This is a genomic window from Paraburkholderia sp. A1RI_3L, assembly GCF_048957895.1.
GTDB lineage: Bacteria > Pseudomonadota > Gammaproteobacteria > Burkholderiales > Burkholderiaceae > Paraburkholderia > Paraburkholderia kururiensis.
In genome coordinates this window covers 146,379-164,065 of record NZ_JARCHA010000009.1, presented here as the reverse complement: position 1 = coordinate 164,065, position 17,687 = coordinate 146,379, and the positions used below count along the sequence as shown (strand labels likewise).

Here is a 17,687-nt window from a genome sequence, read left to right as displayed (position 1 = left end):
CGGTTAACATGAGACCTTTTCTTCCAGCGGACGGAAACGGCGTGACGAGACCAGCCAGGAACGCGACGGCGCAGGCACGACGCAAGGTGCGCGACGATGCGGGACACGAACGCCTTGCGGATAACGCCGCGTCTGCCCCCGCATCGGCATCGGCATCGGCGGGCCGCACGCAACGCGGCATTCAGAGCGTCGAGGTAGGCGGCCGGCTGCTGCGCGCGCTCGCGGACGCGCGCGGCCCGCTTGCGCTCTCGGACCTCGCGGCAAGCGGCGACCTGCCGCCGGGCCAGGCGCACGCGTATCTGGTGAGCCTCACGCGTCTCGGGCTCATCAAGCGCGACGAGTTGTCGGGCCGCTACGAGCCGGGGCCGCTCGCGTTGCGACTAGGGCTGCTGCATCTCGAACATCAGCCCGCGTTTCGCGCCGCCGTGCCGCATGCCGCCGCGCTCGCGCAGGAAACGGGCTTCAGCGTGGCAATCTGCATCGCGGGTCCGCAGGGGCCCACCATCGTGCGCTACGAGCATGGCGGTTTGCCGCTGCATGTGAACCTGCATGTGGGCACGGTAATGTCGCTGCCGGGTACGTCGACGGGCCGCGTCTTCTGCGCCTTCCTGCCGCCCGAACGCCTGCAACCGATGTGGGCGAGCCAGTCCGCATCCGCCGAAGGTTCGAGTGCAGCACAGCGCAGCGACAACGCCGGACAAGACGTGCAGACCGCATTCGAAGCCCTGCTGGAAGGCATTCGCGCACGCGGCATGGAGCGCGGCGTCAATGCGCCCACGCCTGGCGTGAGCAGCCTCTGCGTGCCCGTGTTCGATGCGCACAACCAGCTTTGCCTCGCGCTCACCGCCATCGGCGCAACCGGCGCTATCGACGTCAAATGGAACGGCCCCGTCGCGCGCGCCATGCGGGCCGCCGCGCTGGAAATTGGCGCCGTGCTTCAATCTTCGTCCGTCGACACATCATGCGTCGCGTAATGCCGCCCAACGCCGCCCATGGCGACGCCACACGCGGTGGCGCAGCGACCACCGTCCGCAAGAAGCCGCGCGCCGGCATCAACGAAACGGCGCAAGCCGTGGCCACTGCTGAAACCGTGGAAACCAGACAGCAACGCGGCATTCAATCGCTCGACAACACCGGCGAGTTGCTCGCGGCACTCGTCGCGGCCAACGCGCCGCTCACGCTGCGCGACCTCGCGGCCGCGGCCGGCATGCCGCCCGCGAAGGCGTTTCCGCATCTGGTGAGCCTGCAGAAGATCGGCCTGCTGAGCCGCGACAGCGCCGGGCGCTTCGAGGCGGGACCACTGGGCCTGGAACTGGGGTTGATCGCGCTGGCGAGGCTTTCGCCGCCGCGCGAGGCCGAAGCGGAGATCGTGGCGCTTGCCGCATCCACCGGCATGAGCGTCGCGATGGCCGTGCTCGGGCCGCTCGGGCCCACGGTCGTGCGGCTCGAAGAATCGCCGCGGCCATTGCACGTGAGCCTGCGCCCAGGCACGGTGATGTCGCTCGTGAACACGGCCATTGGCCGCGTGTTCGCGGCCTATCTCGACGACGACGTGCTGGCCCAGCTTCTGCCGCAAGACGATCTGCGGCTCGCGGGCGAGGTGGTCACCAATGCGGCCACAGACACGGCCACAACCACGGCTGCGCTGCAAACCACGCCGCACTACACGGAAGTCCTCGCGCAAATCCGCACGGACGGCGCGGATACCGCCATCGACAAGCCCATTCCCGGCATCAGCACGGTGGCCGCGCCCGTCTTCGACCACACCGGCAGCGTGTGCCTCGTGGTCGCGCTCATGGGTCCATCGGGCGCCTTCGATGCCGCGCTCACTGGCAACCCGGCGCATACGCTCTGCGCCGCCACGCAGCGGCTCTCGCGGCGCTTCGGCTACATCGACATGCAAGCCGCACGCGAAGCCTCCGTTCGCGAACAACCAGGAGAGTGATGATGAACGCCGCAGCCGAACCTCGCACGTCGTGGCGCCAGGTCGCCGACCTGCCCTGCCCGAAGGGTCTGCCGCTCGTCGGCAATCTGCTCCAGCTTTCGCCCGCGCGGCTGCATCTGATTCTCGAACGCTGGGCCGAAGAACTGGGCGCGCCGTTCCGCTTTCAGGTGGGCAACATCCCCATCACGGTGTGGACCGATACCGAACTGATCCAGTCCATCATGCGCGAGCGGCCGCATCGCTACCGCCGCTATCAGCCCATTGAAGCCGTGCTCGAGGAAATGGGCTGCAACGGCCTCTTTTCCGCGGAAGGCGCCGCGTGGGAGCCGCAGCGCAGGCTGGTCATGCAGGCGCTCTCAATTCCGAACGTCCGCGCGTTCTACCCGACGCTCGCGGAGATCACCGAGCGCCTGCGCCAGCGCTGGCTACGCGCCGCGCAACGCGGCGAAACGGTGGAGATGACCGAAGACCTGAAGCGCTTCACCGTGGACGTCACGAGCGCACTCGCCTTCGGCGAAGACCCGCGCACGCTGGAAAAAGAGCACGGCGTGATTCAGGAGCATCTCGAACTGATCCTGCCCACGGTGATGGCGCGCATCAACGCGCTCTTTCCGTACTGGCGCTACGTGAAGCTGCCGCGCGACCGCAAGGTGGACCACGCGCTCGCCGAAGTGCACCGCTATGTGCGCGAGATGATGCAGCGCGCCCGCGACCGCATGCGCGACGAACCCTCGGAGACGCCCCGCAATCTGCTCGAAGCGATGCTCGCCATGCGCGACGAACCGGGCTCCATACTCACCGACGACCAGATCGCCGCCAACGTACTCACGCTGCTGCTGGCGGGCGAAGACACCACGGCGGATTCCATCGCGTGGACGCTGCCATACCTCGCCGAAGACCCGGCGTTGCAGATGCAGTTGCACAAGGACGCGCGTCGCATCTTCGACTCGGACGGTAAAGACAACGAACGCGGGGTGTGCCCGGACTACGCCACGCTCAAGGAACTGGACCTGTTCGAAGCCATCGCGACGGAAGCCACGCGGCTGCGGCCCGTGGCCTCCGTGCATTCGTTCGAACCGCTGGAAGACGTACGCGTGGGCGACGTCGAATTGCCTGCGGGCACGCGCATGTTCTTCCTCGCGCGGCCCGCCATGCTCGACGCGAAAAATTTCGTGGACCCGCAGCGCTACGACCCGTACCGTTGGATCCGCAAAGGCGAGCACGGCGCCCACGACGTACGCGCCTATCTGCAGTTCGGCGCCGGGCCGCGCGTGTGCCCGGGCCGGCACCTCGCGAGTGTTGAAATGCGCCTCGTGCTTTCCATGCTGATGGCGAACTTCTCAATGGAACTGGCCACCGACCCGGCGAATATTCACGAAGTGCAGGCCTTCACGATGGTGCCCAGCACGATGCCGGTGAAACTCACGTTGCGATAGTTGCGACGTCTTCGCAGCGAAACCTTTTCTCGGGAACAGGGATTGCTGGCTCCCCGGCGTCAGATGTCTGCACCTTGTCTGCACCTTTCCAGGAGAAATCATCGTGCTGAAATGGGCATTGGTATTCGCAATCATTGCAGTCATTGCCGGCCTGTTGGGGTTCACAGGCATAGCCGCCGGGGCCGCGGCAATCGCCAAATTGCTGTTTGGCATCTTTGTCGTGCTGTGTATCGTCTTTCTCGTGCTGGGGTTGGTTATCGCCAAAAAGGTGGTGGATTAGGGGCGCCTGCCTCCTGATGCTTCAACTTTCGTCGGCCCCGTCCGTGGCCGACATTCGATAAAGCGCGTCGAGGAACGCCGGGACGAAGCTGCCCGGCCCCTCGCTTGCCGCCACCGCCTGCTCGCCCGCGCGCGACATGGTTCGGCGTGCCGTGGCTACGGCGGCGAGCCGGTCGCCATTCGCGTCACGATTCGACGCGCAGAACGCCGCCACCACGGCCGATAGCGCGCAGCCTGTGCCCACCACGCGCGTCATCAGCGGGTCGCCTCCGCTTACGGCGTAGTCGCGCGTGCCGTCTGTCACGTAGTCCACCGCGCCTGTCACTGCGACCACGGCGCCCGTTTGTCGCGCGAGGTCGCGCGCGGCAGGCAACGCGGCCAGCGATTCGTCGGCGCTGTCCACACCGCGCCCGCGTGCATCGCGGCCGGCAAGCGCCATGATCTCCGACGCGTTGCCGCGAATGGCCGCGGGCTTCAACGAAAGCAGGCCGCGCGCGAAGGCGGTGCGATAGTCGAGCGCGCCTACCGCAACGGGGTCGAGCACCCAGGGCTTGCCGGCACGCGTGGCCGACGTGATGGCTGCCAGCATGGCTTCGCCGCGTGCGGGATACAGCGTGCCGATATTGATGAGCACCGCGCCCGCTATCGCCGCGAACTGCGTGGCCTCGCTTTCGTCCACCACCATCGCGGGGGACGCGCCCAATGCGAGCAACACGTTCGCCGTGAAGGTCTGCACCACCTCGTTCGTGAGGCAATGTACGAGCGGCTTCGCCCGGCGAAATTCGGCGAACGTGGTGGCCGCGATGTCGTCGGGCAATTCTTGAACGGATGTGTTTGTCATGGTCGTTGGCATCCCGAATGATGCATATGAGAGAGCGCGCTGGCCTGGTTCGTGAACGCAGACGCGTGCAGCGTTCGTCCAGCGCTGAAAGCGCCGTCACGCTAACCGCGCGCCGCGCGCGACGCAAGCCGCGGCGTGCTGTTTTACGCGCAGGCGCAAACTCACTGCATTTCGTCTGCGCTGCCGGCCACCGGTTCGGCATCGTGCGTTAGACGCGCTTTCGCGTGGCGCATCTTCTCGAGCGTCTTCGGGCCCAGTTGCAAGGCCACGCCGATCGAAAGCGCATCCACGATGGAAAGATGCACGAGCCGCGACACGCCGGGCGTATTCGGATCGATGGGCGCCGGTATGCGCAGCAGCAACGGAATATCGACGAGCCACGCCAGCCGCGAGCCCACGTTCGTCAGCCCCACCGTGGTCGCGCCACGCTCCTTCGCGATCTGGATGCTCTCGTTCACTTCCACGCTGCGCCCCGAATGCGAGATGGCGAACGCGACGTCGCCGGGTTCCATCAGGCCGGCGTAAAGGCGCTGCAAATGGCCGTCCGTAAACGCCGTGGCCGCAATATCGAGGCGCAGCAAACGCAATGCCGCGTCCTGCGCGACGAGGCCCGAACCCGAGCCTACGCCGAAAACGTAGACGCGCCGCGCCTGCGCGAGCGCGGAAATGGCGGCCTCGAAGGCGGCCGGGTCCAGCGCGTCACGGGCATGCGTGATGCCCTGCACGGCGGCCTCGCCCACTTTGTCGAGCAGCGTGCGCACGTCGTCGCCATGCGCCACCGCTGTGGAGGCATAGGGCAAACCGCCTGCCACGCTTTGCGCCAGTTGCATCTTGAAGTCGCGCAGTCCATGCGCGCCCACGGCGCGGCAAAAGCGCGTCACGGAAGGCTCCGACACCTCGGCGCGTTGCGCGAGTTCGGTAATGCTCGCGCGCATGGCGAAATCGACGTCGCCGAGCACCATCTCGGCAACCTTGCGCTCGGCGGGCCGCAAACCGGTCAGGGCGTTGCGGATATGGGGAATCAGGTTCGGTGCAGCCAAGCTCTTGCGCTTCCTCTCGTTTACGTGCAACGCGTACCGCTCTGCGTATCGAACAGATGCAGATGCGCCGCGGGCAATCTCAACGTCACGCGCGCGCCGGGGCCTATCGTGGGCCGCTGGCGCGTGGTGACGCACCACGTGCTCCCCCCTATTTTCCCGTACAGATGCGTTTCGGCACCGGTAGGCTCGATCACTTCGATCTCCATCGCCACGTCGCCGGCACGGTTTGCGTCTTCACCGGCGAGTTCGATGTGCTCGGGACGAATGCCGAGCGTGACGCGCGCGCCCGCGGGGGTTGCCACGGCCGCCCCTGCCGGCAGCGCAATGCGGCGCCCGTCTTCGACCAGCAGCGCGAGGCCTGCGTCGCCCGCCACCACTTCCCCTGTTGCGAAGTTCATGGCCGGCGAACCGAGAAAGCTCGCCACGAAGAGATTCGCGGGACGGTCGTACAACTCCAGCGGCCGGCCGATCTGCTCGATGCGGCCCGCGTTCATCACGACGATGCGGTCGGCCATGGTCATGGCCTCGATCTGGTCGTGCGTCACGTAGATCACGGTGTTCTTGAGCCGCTGGTGCAGCGCCTTGATTTCGGTTCGCATCTGCACGCGCAGCTTCGCGTCCAGATTCGAGAGCGGTTCGTCGAACAGGAACAGCGCCGGCTCACGCACCACGGCGCGGCCCATCGCCACACGCTGACGCTGGCCGCCGGAAAGCGCACGCGGCAGGCGGTCCAGATAGCCCGTGAGGTTCAGCATCTTCGCGGCGGCTTCGATGCGCGGCTTGAAGCGCTCCGTGGGCTCTTTGCGAATGCGCGGACCGAACGCGATGTTGTCGTACACCGAAAGATGCGGATAGAGCGCGTAGCTCTGGAACACCATCGACACGTTGCGCTGCTGCGGCGCGAGCGTATTGGCGCGCGACCCGCCAATCGTGAGTTCGCCGCCCGTGATTTCTTCGAGCCCCGCAATCATGCGCATCAACGTGCTCTTGCCGCAGCCCGACGGGCCAACCAGCACGACGAACTCGCCGTCGTCGATGTCGAGATCGACGCCGTGCACCACTTGCGTCTCGCCATACCGCTTGTAGATGCCGCTCAATTGCACTGCTGCCATTCCAGGACCTCTCGAGTGATGCGTTGCATTCGATGCATTCGATGCTGCGATGCGCGGGGACTTCTCGAGCGCGCACTGCGTTACCACAACGCTTTGCTGCGATGAATTACAGCGATTCCAGCGTCAATTCCGCGGCCATCAGCCGGTTGCCCGCCATCAGGCCGCCGTCCACGGGCAGCGCCACACCCGTAATCACGCGCGCCATGGGCGAAGCGAGAAACAGCACGGCGTCCGCGATATCGTCGGGCGTCGCGAAGTCGCCGAGCGGGTACCACTTCTTCAGTGTCTCGAATACCTTGGGGTCCTTATCTACCCGCGCCTGCCACGCTTGCGTCTTCACGGTGCCCGGGCAAACGATGTTGGCGCGAATGCCATACCGCCCCAGCTCGATAGCCAGCGCCTTCGTGTAGCTGATGAGCCCCGCCTTCGCTGCGCTATACGCGGGGTGCCCCAGCGCCGTCATCCCGTTGACCGAGCCGATCAGCACGAGCACGCCGCTTTTACGCTCGATCATCGATTCGCGTACCGCTTCGACCGTGTGATACGTGCCGTTCAGGTTCAGATGCACGTCGTGCTGCCAGCTCGCGGCATCGGTCTGGGCAAGCGTGCCGGCCAGTGCCGCGCCCGCGTTCGCCACGACCACATCCACTGGACCGCGCTGCGCAACCGCCTGCGCCACGGCTTCGCGCACGGCGGTGGCGTCGGCCAGGTCCGCGACCACGGGCGTGACCTGCGTCGCATCGAGCGTGTCCGCGAGGGCCGCGAGCGCCGTCTCGTTCATATCGAGCGCGAGCACGGTATCGCCCGCTTCCACAAAACGCCGTGTGAGCACGCTGCCGATTCCGCCGCATGCTCCCGTCACCAGCACCACGCGATTCATCGCTGATCCTTGTGTAAATTTCCTACATAGTGCGCATCGAGCCGGATACCGACCACTCGCAGGCGACTTGCCCACAGGCGCCGCATCGCACAAAAACCCCTTTTTTACAGTATGTTAGTCACAAAATTTGCCCACCACGAATATCGACAATCCTACGTGACAAGCTTTTTTTCGTCATGTAGGATTTTTTCAAACAATTCAGCCCAAGCCGCCGGCGCTACGGCAGCGGACCCACCCAGGAGAGAGAGAAATGTCGTTACAGGCACGTGTATCCACCGCGCTCGGCAGGCTCGCCGTGGCGCTCGCGTTCGCAGGTATCGCCCATGCGGCGCAGGCCGATACGGTTCGCGTCACCGTCGCGCACTACAGCGACGCCACGGCACCGTACTTCGAGAAGATGGCCCGCCAGTTCGAGAAGGCGAACCCGGGCACCACCATCAAGATTGAAGACGTGAACTGGGACACGCTGCAACAGAAGCTGCAGACCGACATTTCGGGCGGCGCCAACGCGGACCTCGCCATCGTCGGCACGCGCTGGCTGCTCGACTTCGTGAAAGACGACGTGGCCGAACCGCTGGACGGCTACATGGACGCGAACTTCAAGTCGCGCTTCATCGGCCCGTTCCTCGCGCCCGGCGTCATCAACGGCAAGACCTATGGCCTGCCCATCGCGGCCTCGGCGCGCGGGCTCTACTACAACAAGGACCTGCTCGCGAAGGTGGGCTACCCGAACGGACCGAAGACGTGGAACGACGTGATCGCCGCGTCGAAGAAGCTGAAGGCGATGGGCGTGGCCGGCTTCGGCCTGCAAGGCAAGGAAATCGAAACGGACGTGTACTGGTACTACGCGCTGTGGACCAACGGCGGCGACGTGATCGGCAAAGACGGCAAGGCCGCGTTCGCTTCGCCTGCCGGTGTGAAGGCGGCCACGCTCTACAAGTCGATGATCGACGACGGCCTCACCGAACCGGGCGTGACGGGCTACAGCCGCGAAGACGTGCAGAACCTCTTCAAGCAGGGCCGCGTGGCGATGGTGATCTCCGCGCCGTTCCTCGCGAAGCAGTTGAAGAAGGAAGCGCCGAACATCAAGTACGGCATTGCGCCGGTACCGGTGGGCACCAACAGCGCCACGTATGCGGTGACGGATTCGATCGTGATGTTCAAGAACTCGAAGGCGAAGAAGACCGCGTGGAAGTTCCTCGACTATCTGTTCACGAAGGAACCGCGCGTCGAGTTCACGAGCACCGAAGGCTTCCTGCCCACCACAAAGGCTGAAGCAACCGACCCGGCCTTCAACGATCCGGACACGAAGGCGTTCATCGCGCTGCTGCCGAACGCACGCTTCGCGCCCACGGTAACGGGCTGGGAAGATACGGCCAAGGCGGTCACCAACGCGATGCAGGCCATCTATCTGGGCAAGGCGAAGCCCGCCGATGCGCTCAATGCCGCTGCGGCCGACGCCAACAAGGCGCTGGGGCATTAACAGCACTAAGGGCACCAGCGGCACTAGCAGCACGGGCCGCAAATGCCGGGCGGTTTGCCACGACGAGTCTACGAACTCATCGCGGTCAACCGCCCGAAGACCGACGCAACGCACGACGCACCCCGAACGTCAGCAGGAACCCGCAGGACCGCAACGTGACCTTCAACACGACTTCCGGCCGAACCCCGGACACCGCACCTGGCGCGTCGCAGTCCGGCCGCACACGCCTGCGCCGTTCCGCTTCCACGCAGCCACCCGCGCCGTGGCTGCTGATCGTGCCGAGTCTGCTGCTCGTGCTCTTCATCATCAGTTATCCGATCTACAACATCGTGTTCCAGTCGCTGCATGAAGTCTCGCGTTTCGGGGCGATTCGCGGCTTCAGCGGCTTGCAGAACTTCTACAACGTATTCGCCGACCCCGTGTTCACCGATTCGCTGCGCCGAACGCTGATATGGACGGGCTGCGTGGTGGGCGGCACGGTGCTGATCTCGGTACCTGTCGCGCTGATTCTGAATCAGGACTTCTATGGGCGCGGCGTGGCACGCACCATCATCATGCTGCCGTGGTCCGTTTCGCTCACCATGACCGCCGTAGTGTGGCGCTGGTCGTTCAACGACGACTACGGCATGGTCAACGTCACGCTGCAACGACTGGGGCTGATCGCCGGCCCCATTCATTGGCTCGCTACGCCGGAACTCGCGTTTGCAGTGGAAATCGCGGTGGGCATTCTGGTCTCCATTCCGTTCACGGTCACGATCCTGCTGGGCGGCCTGTCTTCCGTGCCCGCCGATATCTACGAAGCCGCCCGCATCGATGGAGCGAACGCATGGCAGCAGTTCCGCAAGCTCACGCTGCCGCTGCTCAAGCCGTTCATCAACATGGCGATCCTGCTCAACGTGATCTACGTGTTCAATTCGTTTCCGATCATCTGGGTGATGACGCAAGGCGGCCCCGACAATGGCACGCACATTCTCGTGACGTATCTGTACGAACTGGGCTTTCGCCTTGGGCGGCCGGGCGAAGCGGCAGCGGTGTCGCTCATCATGCTGGCCATGCTGTTCGTCTTTTCGATGGCCTACCTGCGGCTCCAGGCGAAAGGCGGTAACGCACAGGGAGAACTGGCATGAGCGCCAAGGCCAGACGCACGCTCTGGTGCTGGCTCGCGCTTGCGCCGCTCATCGCGATCGTGCTGTTTCCGTTCGCCGTGATGTTCTTCACCGCACTCAAGCCCGCCTCCGAAGTGTTCGTCTACCCGGCGCGCTGGCTACCTGTGCATTGGCACTGGCAAAACTTCGTGGATATGTGGGACGCCGCGAACTTCGGCGTAGCGCTGCGCAACAGCCTCATTATCAGTTCGCTTTCCACGCTGCTCGCGCTCGCCGTGAGTCTGCCGGCTGCCTACGCAATGGCGCGCTTCCCGTTTCGCGGACGCGGCGCGTATCGCCAGTTCCTGCTGGTTACGCAAATGCTCTCGCCCATCCTGCTCGTGGTGGGCCTGTTCCGTCTTGCCGCGATGATTCCGTATGGCGACGGCAACCTCGTGGATTCGAAGATCGGCGTGATCGTTTCTTACGCGGCGTTCAACATCGCGTTCGCGGTGTGGATGCTCTCGTCGTATTTTCAGACGGTGCCGCGCGATCTGGAGGAATCGGCCTGGCTGGAAGGATGCAGCCGCACGCAGGCCGTGTTGCGCGTGTTTCTGCCGCTTGCGGTGCCGGCTGTCGTGGTGACGGCGATCTTCACGTTCATCAATGCGTGGAACGAGTTCGCCGTGGTCTACACGTTGATCCGCTCGCCCGAAAACAAAACGCTCACGGTGCAGGTCACGGACATGGTGGCCGGCAAATACACCGTAGAGTGGCATCTGGTGATGGCCGCTACGCTGTGTGCCACGTTGCCGGTCTCCGTGGTGTTCGCGTGGTTGCAGCGGTATCTGGTGAAGGGGCTGGCGCTGGGCGCGGTGAAATAAGCGCGCGAATGACGGGCCGAGAATTCAGAAGCCCGATTCGTCCCACCGCGCATCGCGTACCTGGACGATGCCCGCTTCGATCTGCACCGGAAACACGGCCACATCTTCATAAGCAGGCGGCGCCAGCACCTTGCCGGTTCTGATGCAAAAGCGCGCGCCGTGTCGCGGGCAGATCACCTCGTCGCCTTCCACTGCGCCGCCTGTCAACACGCCGCCGTCGTGCGGGCAGATGTCTTCGATCGCATAGCAGGTGCCGTCCAGATTGAACACTGCCACCTGAACACCGTCCACGTCGACGCTGCGCACGGCGCCCGGCGGAAAGTCGTCTATTGCGACCACCTCAACCCAGCGTGACATCTCAAAGCATCCCTAACTGAAGGCGCGCCGCTTCGGACATGCGTTCGAGCGACCACGGCGGTTCCCACACCAGTTCGACGTGAACGTCGTTCACGCCAGCCACGGAAAACACGGCGTCTTCAACGGTGGCGGGAAACGTCTGCGCAACGGGGCAGCCCGGCGCCGTCAGCGTCATATCGATCGCGACCCTGCCTGCGGTGTCGTCTACCTCGAGGCCGTACACGAGCCCAAGATCGTAGATGTTGACCGGTATCTCGGGGTCGAACACGCCGCGCAAGGCTTCGATCACACGGCTGCGCAGTTCGCTATTGCCGGCCTGCGGCAGCTCCTCTTGCCGCGTTTCGTCGAATGCATTCATAGTGCTTTCCTCGCTTCATTCCTCGTCTTATTCGGTAGAGACGGCGTCGCGCTCGCCATGCAGTGCCGCGTGCAACGTATGCCAGGCGAGCGTCGCGCACTTCACGCGTGCGGGAAACTCGCGCACGCCACCCAACGCCGCCAGCTTGCCTAGCGCAGCCTCGTCGTGCACCGGCTCGCCTGGGGGCGCCGTGACCATCTCGTGAAAGCGGCCAAACAGCGTCTCGACTTCGGTCTGCGGGCGGCCCTTGAGGGCCTCCGTCATCATCGAGGCCGACGCCGTGGAAATCGCGCAGCCCGCGCCGTCGAAGGCGGCCTCTTTGACCACACCGTCTTCCACCTTCAGGTACAGCGTGATGCGGTCGCCGCAGAGCGGGTTGTAGCCCTCGGCCTTATGCGTTGCATCCGGCAACGGATGGCAGTTACGCGGGTGCCGATAGTGGTCGAAGATCACTTCCTGATAGAGGTCGCGCAAATCGCTCATGCTCCGAATACCTCCCTCACATGGGTCAGTGCCCGCACGAGCGCATCCACGTCGGCCCGCGAGTTGTAGAGCGCGAACGACGCCCGCACGGTGGCCGGCACGCCGTAGCGCTGCATCACGGGCATCGCGCAGTGGTGCCCCGCGCGCACAGCTACGCCGCGGCGATCCACGATAGTGCCGACGTCGTGCGCATGCACATCTCCAAACACGAACGAGAGAATGCCGGCTTTGTCGGGCGCCGTACCGATCAGCCTGACCTGTGGAATGCCCTGTATGGCCCCGGTCGCGTAATCGAGCAAATCGGCTTCGTGTGCGCCGATCGCTTCGATGCCGATACGGCTCACGTAATCGAGTGCCGCCGCAAGTCCGACCGCGCCCGCAATGTTGGGCGTGCCCGCTTCGAACTTCCACGGAATGGCGTTGTACTGCGTCTTCTCGAAGGTCACGCTGCGAATCATGTCGCCGCCGCCCTGCCACGGCGGCATCGCCTCCAGCCGTTCCGCCTTCGCGTAGAGCACGCCGATGCCGGTCGGCCCGTAGATCTTGTGGCCGGAGAACGCGTAGAAATCGCAGCCGATCGCCTGCACGTCCACCGGCACATGTGCAATGGCCTGCGCGCCGTCAACGAGCACCGGCACGCCGCGCGCATGCGCCGCGGCCACGAGCCGCCGTATCGGGTTGATGGTGCCAAGCGCGTTGGACACGTGCGTAACAGCAGCCATGCGCGTGTGCTCGCCCAGCATGCTTTCGAATGCGTCTACGTCGAGCGTGCCGCTTTCGTCGATCGGCACCACCTTCAAGACCGCGCCCGTCTGCTCGCAGACCATCTGCCAGGGCACGATGTTCGAGTGATGCTCCATGGCGGTGATGAGAATTTCGTCGCCTGGCTTCGCGAGCGGACGCACGAAGCTCTGCGCGACGAGATTGATCGCCTCCGTCGTGCCGCGCACGTAGACGACTTCCTCCTTGCGCGCGGCGTTGAGGAAGCGCGCGATGCGTGCACGCGCGCCCTCGTAGGCATCTGTCGCGCGCTGCGATAGAAGATGCACGCCACGATGCACGTTCGCGTTGTCGTGCTCGTAGTAGGCGCGCTCGGCTTCGATCACCGTGCGCGGCTTCTGCGTTGTCGCGCCGTTGTCGAGGTACACGAGCGGCGTGTCGTACACGCGTTCGTCCAGAATCGGAAAGTCGCGCCGCCACTGCGCCACGGTCTCTTCATCCACACCCTGCATGCGTTCCATCGGCTTCATACCATCTCCCGAATACGCTCACCTTCCGGCATGCGCGCGAGCAGCAGCCGCGTGAGCCTGGCCCGCACGCTCTCCATGCCGACGCGGTCTACGCTGTCGCGCGCAAAGGCCCAGATCAGCAATGCGCGCGCCATACGTTCGTCGATGCCGCGTGCACGCAGATAGAAGAGCGGGTTCTCGTCGAGTTGACCCACGGTCGCACCGTGCGTGCACTTCACGTCATCGGCGTGAATTTCCAGTTGCGGCTTGGTGTCGATCTGCGCATCGCGTGAGAGCAGCAGATTGTGATTCGCCTGATGCGTGTCTGTCTGCTGCGCGTCGGGATGTACGATCACGCGTCCGTTGAACACGCCGTGCGAGGCGCCATCCAGCACGCCGCGGTAGTACTCGCGACTCGTGCCGTGCGGCTTCTCGTGATCGATACGCGTGTGATGATCCACATGCTGCCGCGCGCCCACGAAGTAGAGCCCATTCAATTCCGCATGCGCGTCCACGGCCGAAAGGCGCGTGTCGATCTGCGTGCGCGAAAGCGCGCCGCCAAACGCAAACGAGTGCGACGTAAAGCGGCTCGCCTGCTGCTGCGCCACGTCGACGCGTGAGAAGTGAAACGCGGTGCGTGCCTCCTGCTGCAGCCGGCAATGTTGAATGTCCGCCTCGGCCGCCGCGACGATCTTCGTCACGATGTTGGCGAGATAGGCGTCATCCGCCACGCCGACGAACTGTTCGACAATCGAGCAGCGCGCGCCGGCATCGGCGAGCACGGCATTGAACGCATGCATGGCAAGCCCGGCTTCGTCGGTGATGAACAGCATCTGCAGCGGCGCTTCGATATGCGCTCCGCGCGGTAGCACGACCACATAACCGTCGCTCATGAACGCTGTGTTGAGCGCCGCGAATGCGTCATGCGGCGCGTGCTGCGCAATGACCGCTTCAAGCCGCTGAGGAATCTCGCGCATCGCGCGCGTGAGGCTGCCGACGAACGTTCCCTCGGGCAGATCGGGTAGACGCGAATAGCGGGGAATGTGCCGTCCGTTCACGAACACGAGTCGTCCTGCGGCTTGGTCGAGCACGAGGTCATTCACGATGCTCGCCACGTCCACGTCGTCTCCACGCGGCGACGTGAAGTGCCACGGCCGCTGCGCGACAGTGGCGACGTTCGTGTACTTCCAGTCTTCGAGTTGCGTAGTGGGAAAGCCTAGCGCCTCGAACTGGTCCAACGCATGGCGCCGCGCACTGCGCAGCCAGCCGAGTTCCGCGCCAGGCAGCGTGCGCGCCAGCGTCTTGAACGCGGCGTGGAAAGGGTCGAGCGTGGATGCGCTCATGACTGTGACTCCTGTTTCGATATCTTTACCGTGCTCAGCGTGTAGCGCGTTGCTCCAGCGCCGGTTGCGGCTGCTGGTCGGGCTGGTCGGGTTGGTCGGGTTGGTCGGGTTGGTCCGCTTCGTCCGCGAGCCAGCCATAGCCCTTGCGCTCCAGTTCCAGTGCAAGCTCGCGCGTGCCCGACTTCACGATGCGGCCGCGAGAAAGCACATGCACGTAGTCGGGCACGACGTAGTCGAGCAGCCGCTGATAGTGCGTCACGAGCACCATGGCACGATCCGGACTACGCAGCGCGTTGACGCCGCGTGCCACGAGCTGGAGCGCGTCGATGTCGAGGCCCGAATCGGTCTCGTCCAGAATCGCGAGCCTGGGCTCCAGCACCGCCATCTGGAGCATTTCGTTGCGCTTCTTCTCGCCGCCCGAAAAACCCTCGTTGACGGCGCGATACAGCAGGCTTTCGTCCATCTGCATCAGTGCCATCTTCGCCTTGACGATCTGAAGGAATTCCATCGCGTCGAGTTCGGGCTCGCCGCGATGCCGGCGCTGCGCGTTCAACGCGGCCTTGAGCAGATACACGTTGCTCACACCCGGAATTTCCACGGGATACTGAAACGCGAGAAAGAGCCCTTCGCGTGCGCGCTCTTCGGGCGCAAGCGCAAGCAGATCGTGGCCGGCGTATTGCACCTCGCCGCCCGTCACCACGTACTGCTCCCGCCCCGCCAGCACATGAGCAAGCGTGCTCTTGCCCGAACCGTTCGGGCCCATGATGGCGTGCACTTCGCCTGCCTTCACCTGCAGATCGAGACCACGCAGAATCGGCTTGCCTTCCACTTCAACGCTGAGATTGCTGATGTCGAGCATGATGTCTTCCATCCCATTTAACCGACGCTGCCTTCCAGGCTCACGCCGAGCAGCTTCTGCGCTTCCACGGCGAATTCCATCGGTAGTTCCTTGAACACTTCCTTGCAAAAGCCGTTGACGATCATCGACACGGCGTCTTCAGCCGACAAACCCCGCTGCCGGCAGTAGAAGAGCTGGTCTTCGCCGATGCGCGACGTCGATGCCTCGTGCTCCACCTTCGCCGTGGGGTTCTTCACCTCGATGTAGGGAAACGTGTGCGCGGCACAGCGATCGCCCAGCAGCAGCGAGTCGCACTGCGTGTAGTTGCGCGCGTTCTCCGCCGCACGGCCCACCTTCACAAGCCCGCGATACGCGTTCTTGCCGCGCCCCGCCGAGATGCCTTTCGAGACGATCGTGCTGCGCGTGTTGCGGCCCAGGTGAATCATCTTCGTGCCCGTGTCGGCCTGCTGATAATGGTTGGTCAGCGCCACTGAATAGAACTCGCCCACCGAGTTGTCCCCACGCAGGATCACGCTCGGGTACTTCCACGTAATGGCCGAACCCGTTTCCACCTGTGTCCATGAAATCTTCGCGTTGGCCTCGCGACAGTCGCCGCGCTTCGTCACGAAGTTGTAGATGCCGCCGCGTCCGTTCTCGTCGCCCGGGTACCAGTTCTGCACCGTCGAATAGCGAATCTGCGCGCCTTCCAGCGCCACCAGTTCCACCACCGCGGCATGCAGCTGGTTCTCGTCGCGCATGGGCGCCGTGCAGCCTTCCAGGTAGCTCACATACGAACCCTTGTCCGCAATGATCAGCGTGCGCTCGAATTGCCCCGTATTGCGCGCGTTGATGCGGAAGTACGTGGAGAGCTCCATCGGGCAACGCACGCCGGGCGGGATGTAGCAGAACGAGCCGTCGCTGAACACCGCCGAATTCAAGGCGGCGAAGAAGTTGTCCGTGTGCGGCACCACGGTTCCCAGGTACTTGCGCACCAGATCCGGATGTTCCTGCACGGCCTCTGAAAACGAACAGAACACGATGCCCAGTTCACCGAGCTTCTTGCGAAACGTGGTGGCAACGGAAACGCTGTCGAACACGGCATCCACGGCCACGCCCGCGAGAATTTCGCGCTCTGCGAGCGGCACGCCCAGCTTCTCGTACGTGCGCAGCAATTCCGGGTCCACCTCGTCGAGGCTCCTGGGCCGGTCTTTCGATGCCGCTCCGCCCACAGGCGCCGAGTAATACGCGATGTCCTGATAGTCGATGGGTGCGTGCTGCACCGTCGCCCAGTGCGGCTCGGTCATGGTGAGCCAGTGCCGATAGGCCGCAAGGCGCCATTCGAGCATGAACGCGGGCTCGTTCTTGCGGGCCGAAATCAGGCGAATTACGTCTTCGGAAAGACCGCGCGGCAGCGTGTCGGACTGCACGTCGGTGACGAAGCCGTGCTCGTATTCGCGCCGGATCAGATCGTCGATTCTGGTGGTGACAGTACTCATGCCTGTTCTCCGCTCGGTTCTTGCTGCGCTATTTCTGCTGTGTCCGGGCCGCTGCCTTGCGCGGCGCTCCTGCCGCGATACGGGCCGTGCGCGAAGTCACGACTGGCGCGACTGGCGCGACGGACGGCGACTTCGGCACGCTGCGCGCGCGAATCGCGCTGATATCCACGGCACGCAACGCGGGGCCGGCCATATCGGCAAGCGACACCTGCCGCAGCGCCTCGAATATCACGCGATTGATGCGTTGCCAGTTCGCACGCGCCCCGCACATGGCCTCCTGCTCGCACTGCCCCGGCATGGCGCTGCATTCCGTCATGCCGAACGGGCCATCCACGGCAGTGATGATGTCCGCAAGCGTGATGCGCTGTGCCGCGTGCGGCAGCAAATAGCCACCGCTCACGCCGCGCAGCGAAACCGCCATGCCACCGCGCGCCAGAATCTTCATGACCTTCGATACGGTGGGCGCCGGAATGCCGCTCGCGGCAGCGAGACTGGCGGCGCTCTGTATCGTGTCCGGGTCGCGTGCCATCACGGTCATCATGACGGTGGCGTAGTCCGCCAGCTTGCTCATTCGCAGCATTGAAATGCCTCCGCAAAC

Annotated in this window: 19 protein-coding genes; 7 read left to right on the top strand and 12 right to left on the bottom strand. The window is 64.5% G+C overall.

Going from position 1 to position 17,687, the window contains the following annotated elements; genetic code table 11:
* The first annotated feature begins 86 nt into the window (after positions 1–86).
* From PXJ20_RS23045 to PXJ20_RS23030, 4 genes are all read left to right on the top strand, one after another.
* A complete protein-coding gene (locus tag PXJ20_RS23045) occupies positions 87–974 on the top strand; it encodes an IclR family transcriptional regulator (RefSeq protein ID WP_421032625.1) in 888 nt (295 codons plus the stop codon).
* On the top strand, positions 962–1,945 hold the full coding sequence (locus PXJ20_RS23040) for an IclR family transcriptional regulator (RefSeq protein ID WP_421031658.1): 984 nt from the start codon (positions 962–964) through the stop codon (positions 1,943–1,945). Before PXJ20_RS23045 ends, PXJ20_RS23040 begins: the two co-directional genes overlap by 13 nt.
* Positions 1,945–3,381: a cytochrome P450 gene (locus tag PXJ20_RS23035; RefSeq protein WP_421031657.1), complete on the top strand. Its 1,437-nt coding sequence runs from the start codon at positions 1,945–1,947 to the stop codon at positions 3,379–3,381. The genes PXJ20_RS23040 and PXJ20_RS23035 overlap by 1 nt, the downstream gene beginning before the upstream one ends.
* A 103-nt stretch (positions 3,382–3,484) precedes the next feature.
* Positions 3,485–3,661, top strand: coding sequence for a DUF1328 domain-containing protein (locus PXJ20_RS23030; RefSeq protein ID WP_017773989.1), 177 nt, complete (start codon positions 3,485–3,487; stop codon positions 3,659–3,661).
* Positions 3,662–3,682: 21 nt separating this feature from the next.
* On the opposite strand, the gene thiM is transcribed toward PXJ20_RS23030, so the two are convergent.
* The 4 genes from thiM to PXJ20_RS23010 form a co-directional block, all read right to left on the bottom strand.
* Positions 3,683–4,501 carry a hydroxyethylthiazole kinase gene (gene thiM / locus PXJ20_RS23025; RefSeq protein WP_421031656.1) on the bottom strand — a complete coding sequence of 273 codons (819 nt, stop codon included), beginning with the start codon at positions 4,499–4,501 and terminating at the stop codon, positions 3,683–3,685.
* 161 nt (positions 4,502–4,662) lie between these two features.
* Positions 4,663–5,541, bottom strand: a complete 879-nt coding sequence (locus PXJ20_RS23020) for a MurR/RpiR family transcriptional regulator (protein ID WP_017773991.1) — start codon at positions 5,539–5,541, stop codon at positions 4,663–4,665.
* Positions 5,542–5,561: 20 nt separating this feature from the next.
* The gene (locus PXJ20_RS23015; protein ID WP_421031655.1) at positions 5,562–6,653 is read right to left on the bottom strand and encodes an ABC transporter ATP-binding protein; all 1,092 of its coding nucleotides are present in this window, start codon (positions 6,651–6,653) and stop codon (positions 5,562–5,564) included.
* Positions 6,654–6,759: 106 nt separating this feature from the next.
* A complete protein-coding gene (locus tag PXJ20_RS23010) occupies positions 6,760–7,533 on the bottom strand; it encodes an SDR family oxidoreductase (protein WP_413215654.1) in 774 nt (257 codons plus the stop codon).
* A gap of 250 nt (positions 7,534–7,783) precedes the next feature.
* On the opposite strand from PXJ20_RS23010, the gene PXJ20_RS23005 reads away from it, so the two are divergent.
* From PXJ20_RS23005 to PXJ20_RS22995, 3 genes are all read left to right on the top strand, one after another.
* Positions 7,784–9,016 carry an ABC transporter substrate-binding protein gene (locus PXJ20_RS23005; RefSeq protein ID WP_017773994.1) on the top strand — a complete coding sequence of 411 codons (1,233 nt, stop codon included), beginning with the start codon at positions 7,784–7,786 and terminating at the stop codon, positions 9,014–9,016.
* A 227-nt stretch (positions 9,017–9,243) separates the two neighbouring features.
* Positions 9,244–10,143 (top strand): carbohydrate ABC transporter permease, encoded by a 900-nt coding sequence (locus tag PXJ20_RS23000; protein ID WP_421032624.1) that lies wholly within the window; start codon positions 9,244–9,246, stop codon positions 10,141–10,143.
* Positions 10,140–10,985: a carbohydrate ABC transporter permease gene (locus PXJ20_RS22995; protein WP_421031654.1), complete on the top strand. Its 846-nt coding sequence runs from the start codon at positions 10,140–10,142 to the stop codon at positions 10,983–10,985. Before PXJ20_RS23000 ends, PXJ20_RS22995 begins: the two co-directional genes overlap by 4 nt.
* 24 nt (positions 10,986–11,009) lie before the next feature.
* Here the strand turns inward: PXJ20_RS22995 and PXJ20_RS22990 are convergent, their stop codons facing one another.
* From PXJ20_RS22990 to PXJ20_RS22955, 8 genes are read right to left on the bottom strand one after another with little or no spacing between them, the layout of a single operon-like run.
* On the bottom strand, positions 11,010–11,342 hold the full coding sequence (locus PXJ20_RS22990) for a Rieske (2Fe-2S) protein (protein WP_421031653.1): 333 nt from the start codon (positions 11,340–11,342) through the stop codon (positions 11,010–11,012).
* Between the two features lies 1 nt (position 11,343).
* The gene (locus tag PXJ20_RS22985) at positions 11,344–11,700 is read right to left on the bottom strand and encodes an SUF system Fe-S cluster assembly protein (protein ID WP_421031652.1); all 357 of its coding nucleotides are present in this window, start codon (positions 11,698–11,700) and stop codon (positions 11,344–11,346) included.
* Positions 11,701–11,727: 27 nt separating this feature from the next.
* Complete coding sequence (sufU, locus tag PXJ20_RS22980) at positions 11,728–12,183, bottom strand: Fe-S cluster assembly sulfur transfer protein SufU (protein ID WP_126875426.1); 456 nt, start codon at positions 12,181–12,183, stop codon at positions 11,728–11,730.
* Positions 12,180–13,433 (bottom strand): SufS family cysteine desulfurase, encoded by a 1,254-nt coding sequence (locus PXJ20_RS22975; RefSeq protein ID WP_421031651.1) that lies wholly within the window; start codon positions 13,431–13,433, stop codon positions 12,180–12,182. Before PXJ20_RS22975 ends, sufU begins: the two co-directional genes overlap by 4 nt.
* Complete coding sequence (gene sufD / locus PXJ20_RS22970; protein ID WP_421031650.1) at positions 13,430–14,755, bottom strand: Fe-S cluster assembly protein SufD; 1,326 nt, start codon at positions 14,753–14,755, stop codon at positions 13,430–13,432. The genes PXJ20_RS22975 and sufD overlap by 4 nt, the downstream gene beginning before the upstream one ends.
* 34 nt (positions 14,756–14,789) lie before the next feature.
* Entirely contained in the window at positions 14,790–15,614 is an 825-nt protein-coding gene (gene sufC / locus PXJ20_RS22965; RefSeq protein ID WP_421031649.1) for a Fe-S cluster assembly ATPase SufC, read from the bottom strand.
* A gap of 17 nt (positions 15,615–15,631) precedes the next feature.
* Positions 15,632–17,089, bottom strand: a complete 1,458-nt coding sequence (sufB, locus tag PXJ20_RS22960; RefSeq protein ID WP_421031648.1) for a Fe-S cluster assembly protein SufB — start codon at positions 17,087–17,089, stop codon at positions 15,632–15,634.
* A 28-nt stretch (positions 17,090–17,117) separates the two neighbouring features.
* Positions 17,118–17,669, bottom strand: coding sequence for an SUF system Fe-S cluster assembly regulator (locus PXJ20_RS22955; protein ID WP_421031647.1), 552 nt, complete (start codon positions 17,667–17,669; stop codon positions 17,118–17,120).
* Between the last annotated feature and the right edge of the window lie 18 nt (positions 17,670–17,687).

What these genes read in the sequence shown, in the direction of transcription:
- PXJ20_RS23040 (WP_421031658.1), top strand. Translation starts at nt 962, where the DNA reads ATGCGTCGCGTAATGCCGCCCAACGCCGCCCATGGCGACGCCACACGC.
- PXJ20_RS23035 (WP_421031657.1), top strand. Translation starts at nt 1,945, where the DNA reads ATGATGAACGCCGCAGCCGAACCTCGCACGTCGTGGCGCCAGGTCGCC.
- thiM (WP_421031656.1), bottom strand. Translation starts at nt 4,501, where the DNA reads ATGACAAACACATCCGTTCAAGAATTGCCCGACGACATCGCGGCCACC.
- PXJ20_RS23015 (WP_421031655.1), bottom strand. Translation starts at nt 6,653, where the DNA reads ATGGCAGCAGTGCAATTGAGCGGCATCTACAAGCGGTATGGCGAGACG.
- PXJ20_RS23010 (WP_413215654.1), bottom strand. Translation starts at nt 7,533, where the DNA reads ATGAATCGCGTGGTGCTGGTGACGGGAGCATGCGGCGGAATCGGCAGC.
- PXJ20_RS23005 (WP_017773994.1), top strand. Translation starts at nt 7,784, where the DNA reads ATGTCGTTACAGGCACGTGTATCCACCGCGCTCGGCAGGCTCGCCGTG.
- PXJ20_RS22995 (WP_421031654.1), top strand. Translation starts at nt 10,140, where the DNA reads ATGAGCGCCAAGGCCAGACGCACGCTCTGGTGCTGGCTCGCGCTTGCG.
- PXJ20_RS22990 (WP_421031653.1), bottom strand. Translation starts at nt 11,342, where the DNA reads ATGTCACGCTGGGTTGAGGTGGTCGCAATAGACGACTTTCCGCCGGGC.
- PXJ20_RS22985 (WP_421031652.1), bottom strand. Translation starts at nt 11,700, where the DNA reads ATGAATGCATTCGACGAAACGCGGCAAGAGGAGCTGCCGCAGGCCGGC.
- sufU (WP_126875426.1), bottom strand. Translation starts at nt 12,183, where the DNA reads ATGAGCGATTTGCGCGACCTCTATCAGGAAGTGATCTTCGACCACTAT.
- PXJ20_RS22975 (WP_421031651.1), bottom strand. Translation starts at nt 13,433, where the DNA reads ATGAAGCCGATGGAACGCATGCAGGGTGTGGATGAAGAGACCGTGGCG.
- sufD (WP_421031650.1), bottom strand. Translation starts at nt 14,755, where the DNA reads ATGAGCGCATCCACGCTCGACCCTTTCCACGCCGCGTTCAAGACGCTG.
- sufC (WP_421031649.1), bottom strand. Translation starts at nt 15,614, where the DNA reads ATGCTCGACATCAGCAATCTCAGCGTTGAAGTGGAAGGCAAGCCGATT.
- sufB (WP_421031648.1), bottom strand. Translation starts at nt 17,089, where the DNA reads ATGAGTACTGTCACCACCAGAATCGACGATCTGATCCGGCGCGAATAC.
- PXJ20_RS22955 (WP_421031647.1), bottom strand. Translation starts at nt 17,669, where the DNA reads ATGCTGCGAATGAGCAAGCTGGCGGACTACGCCACCGTCATGATGACC.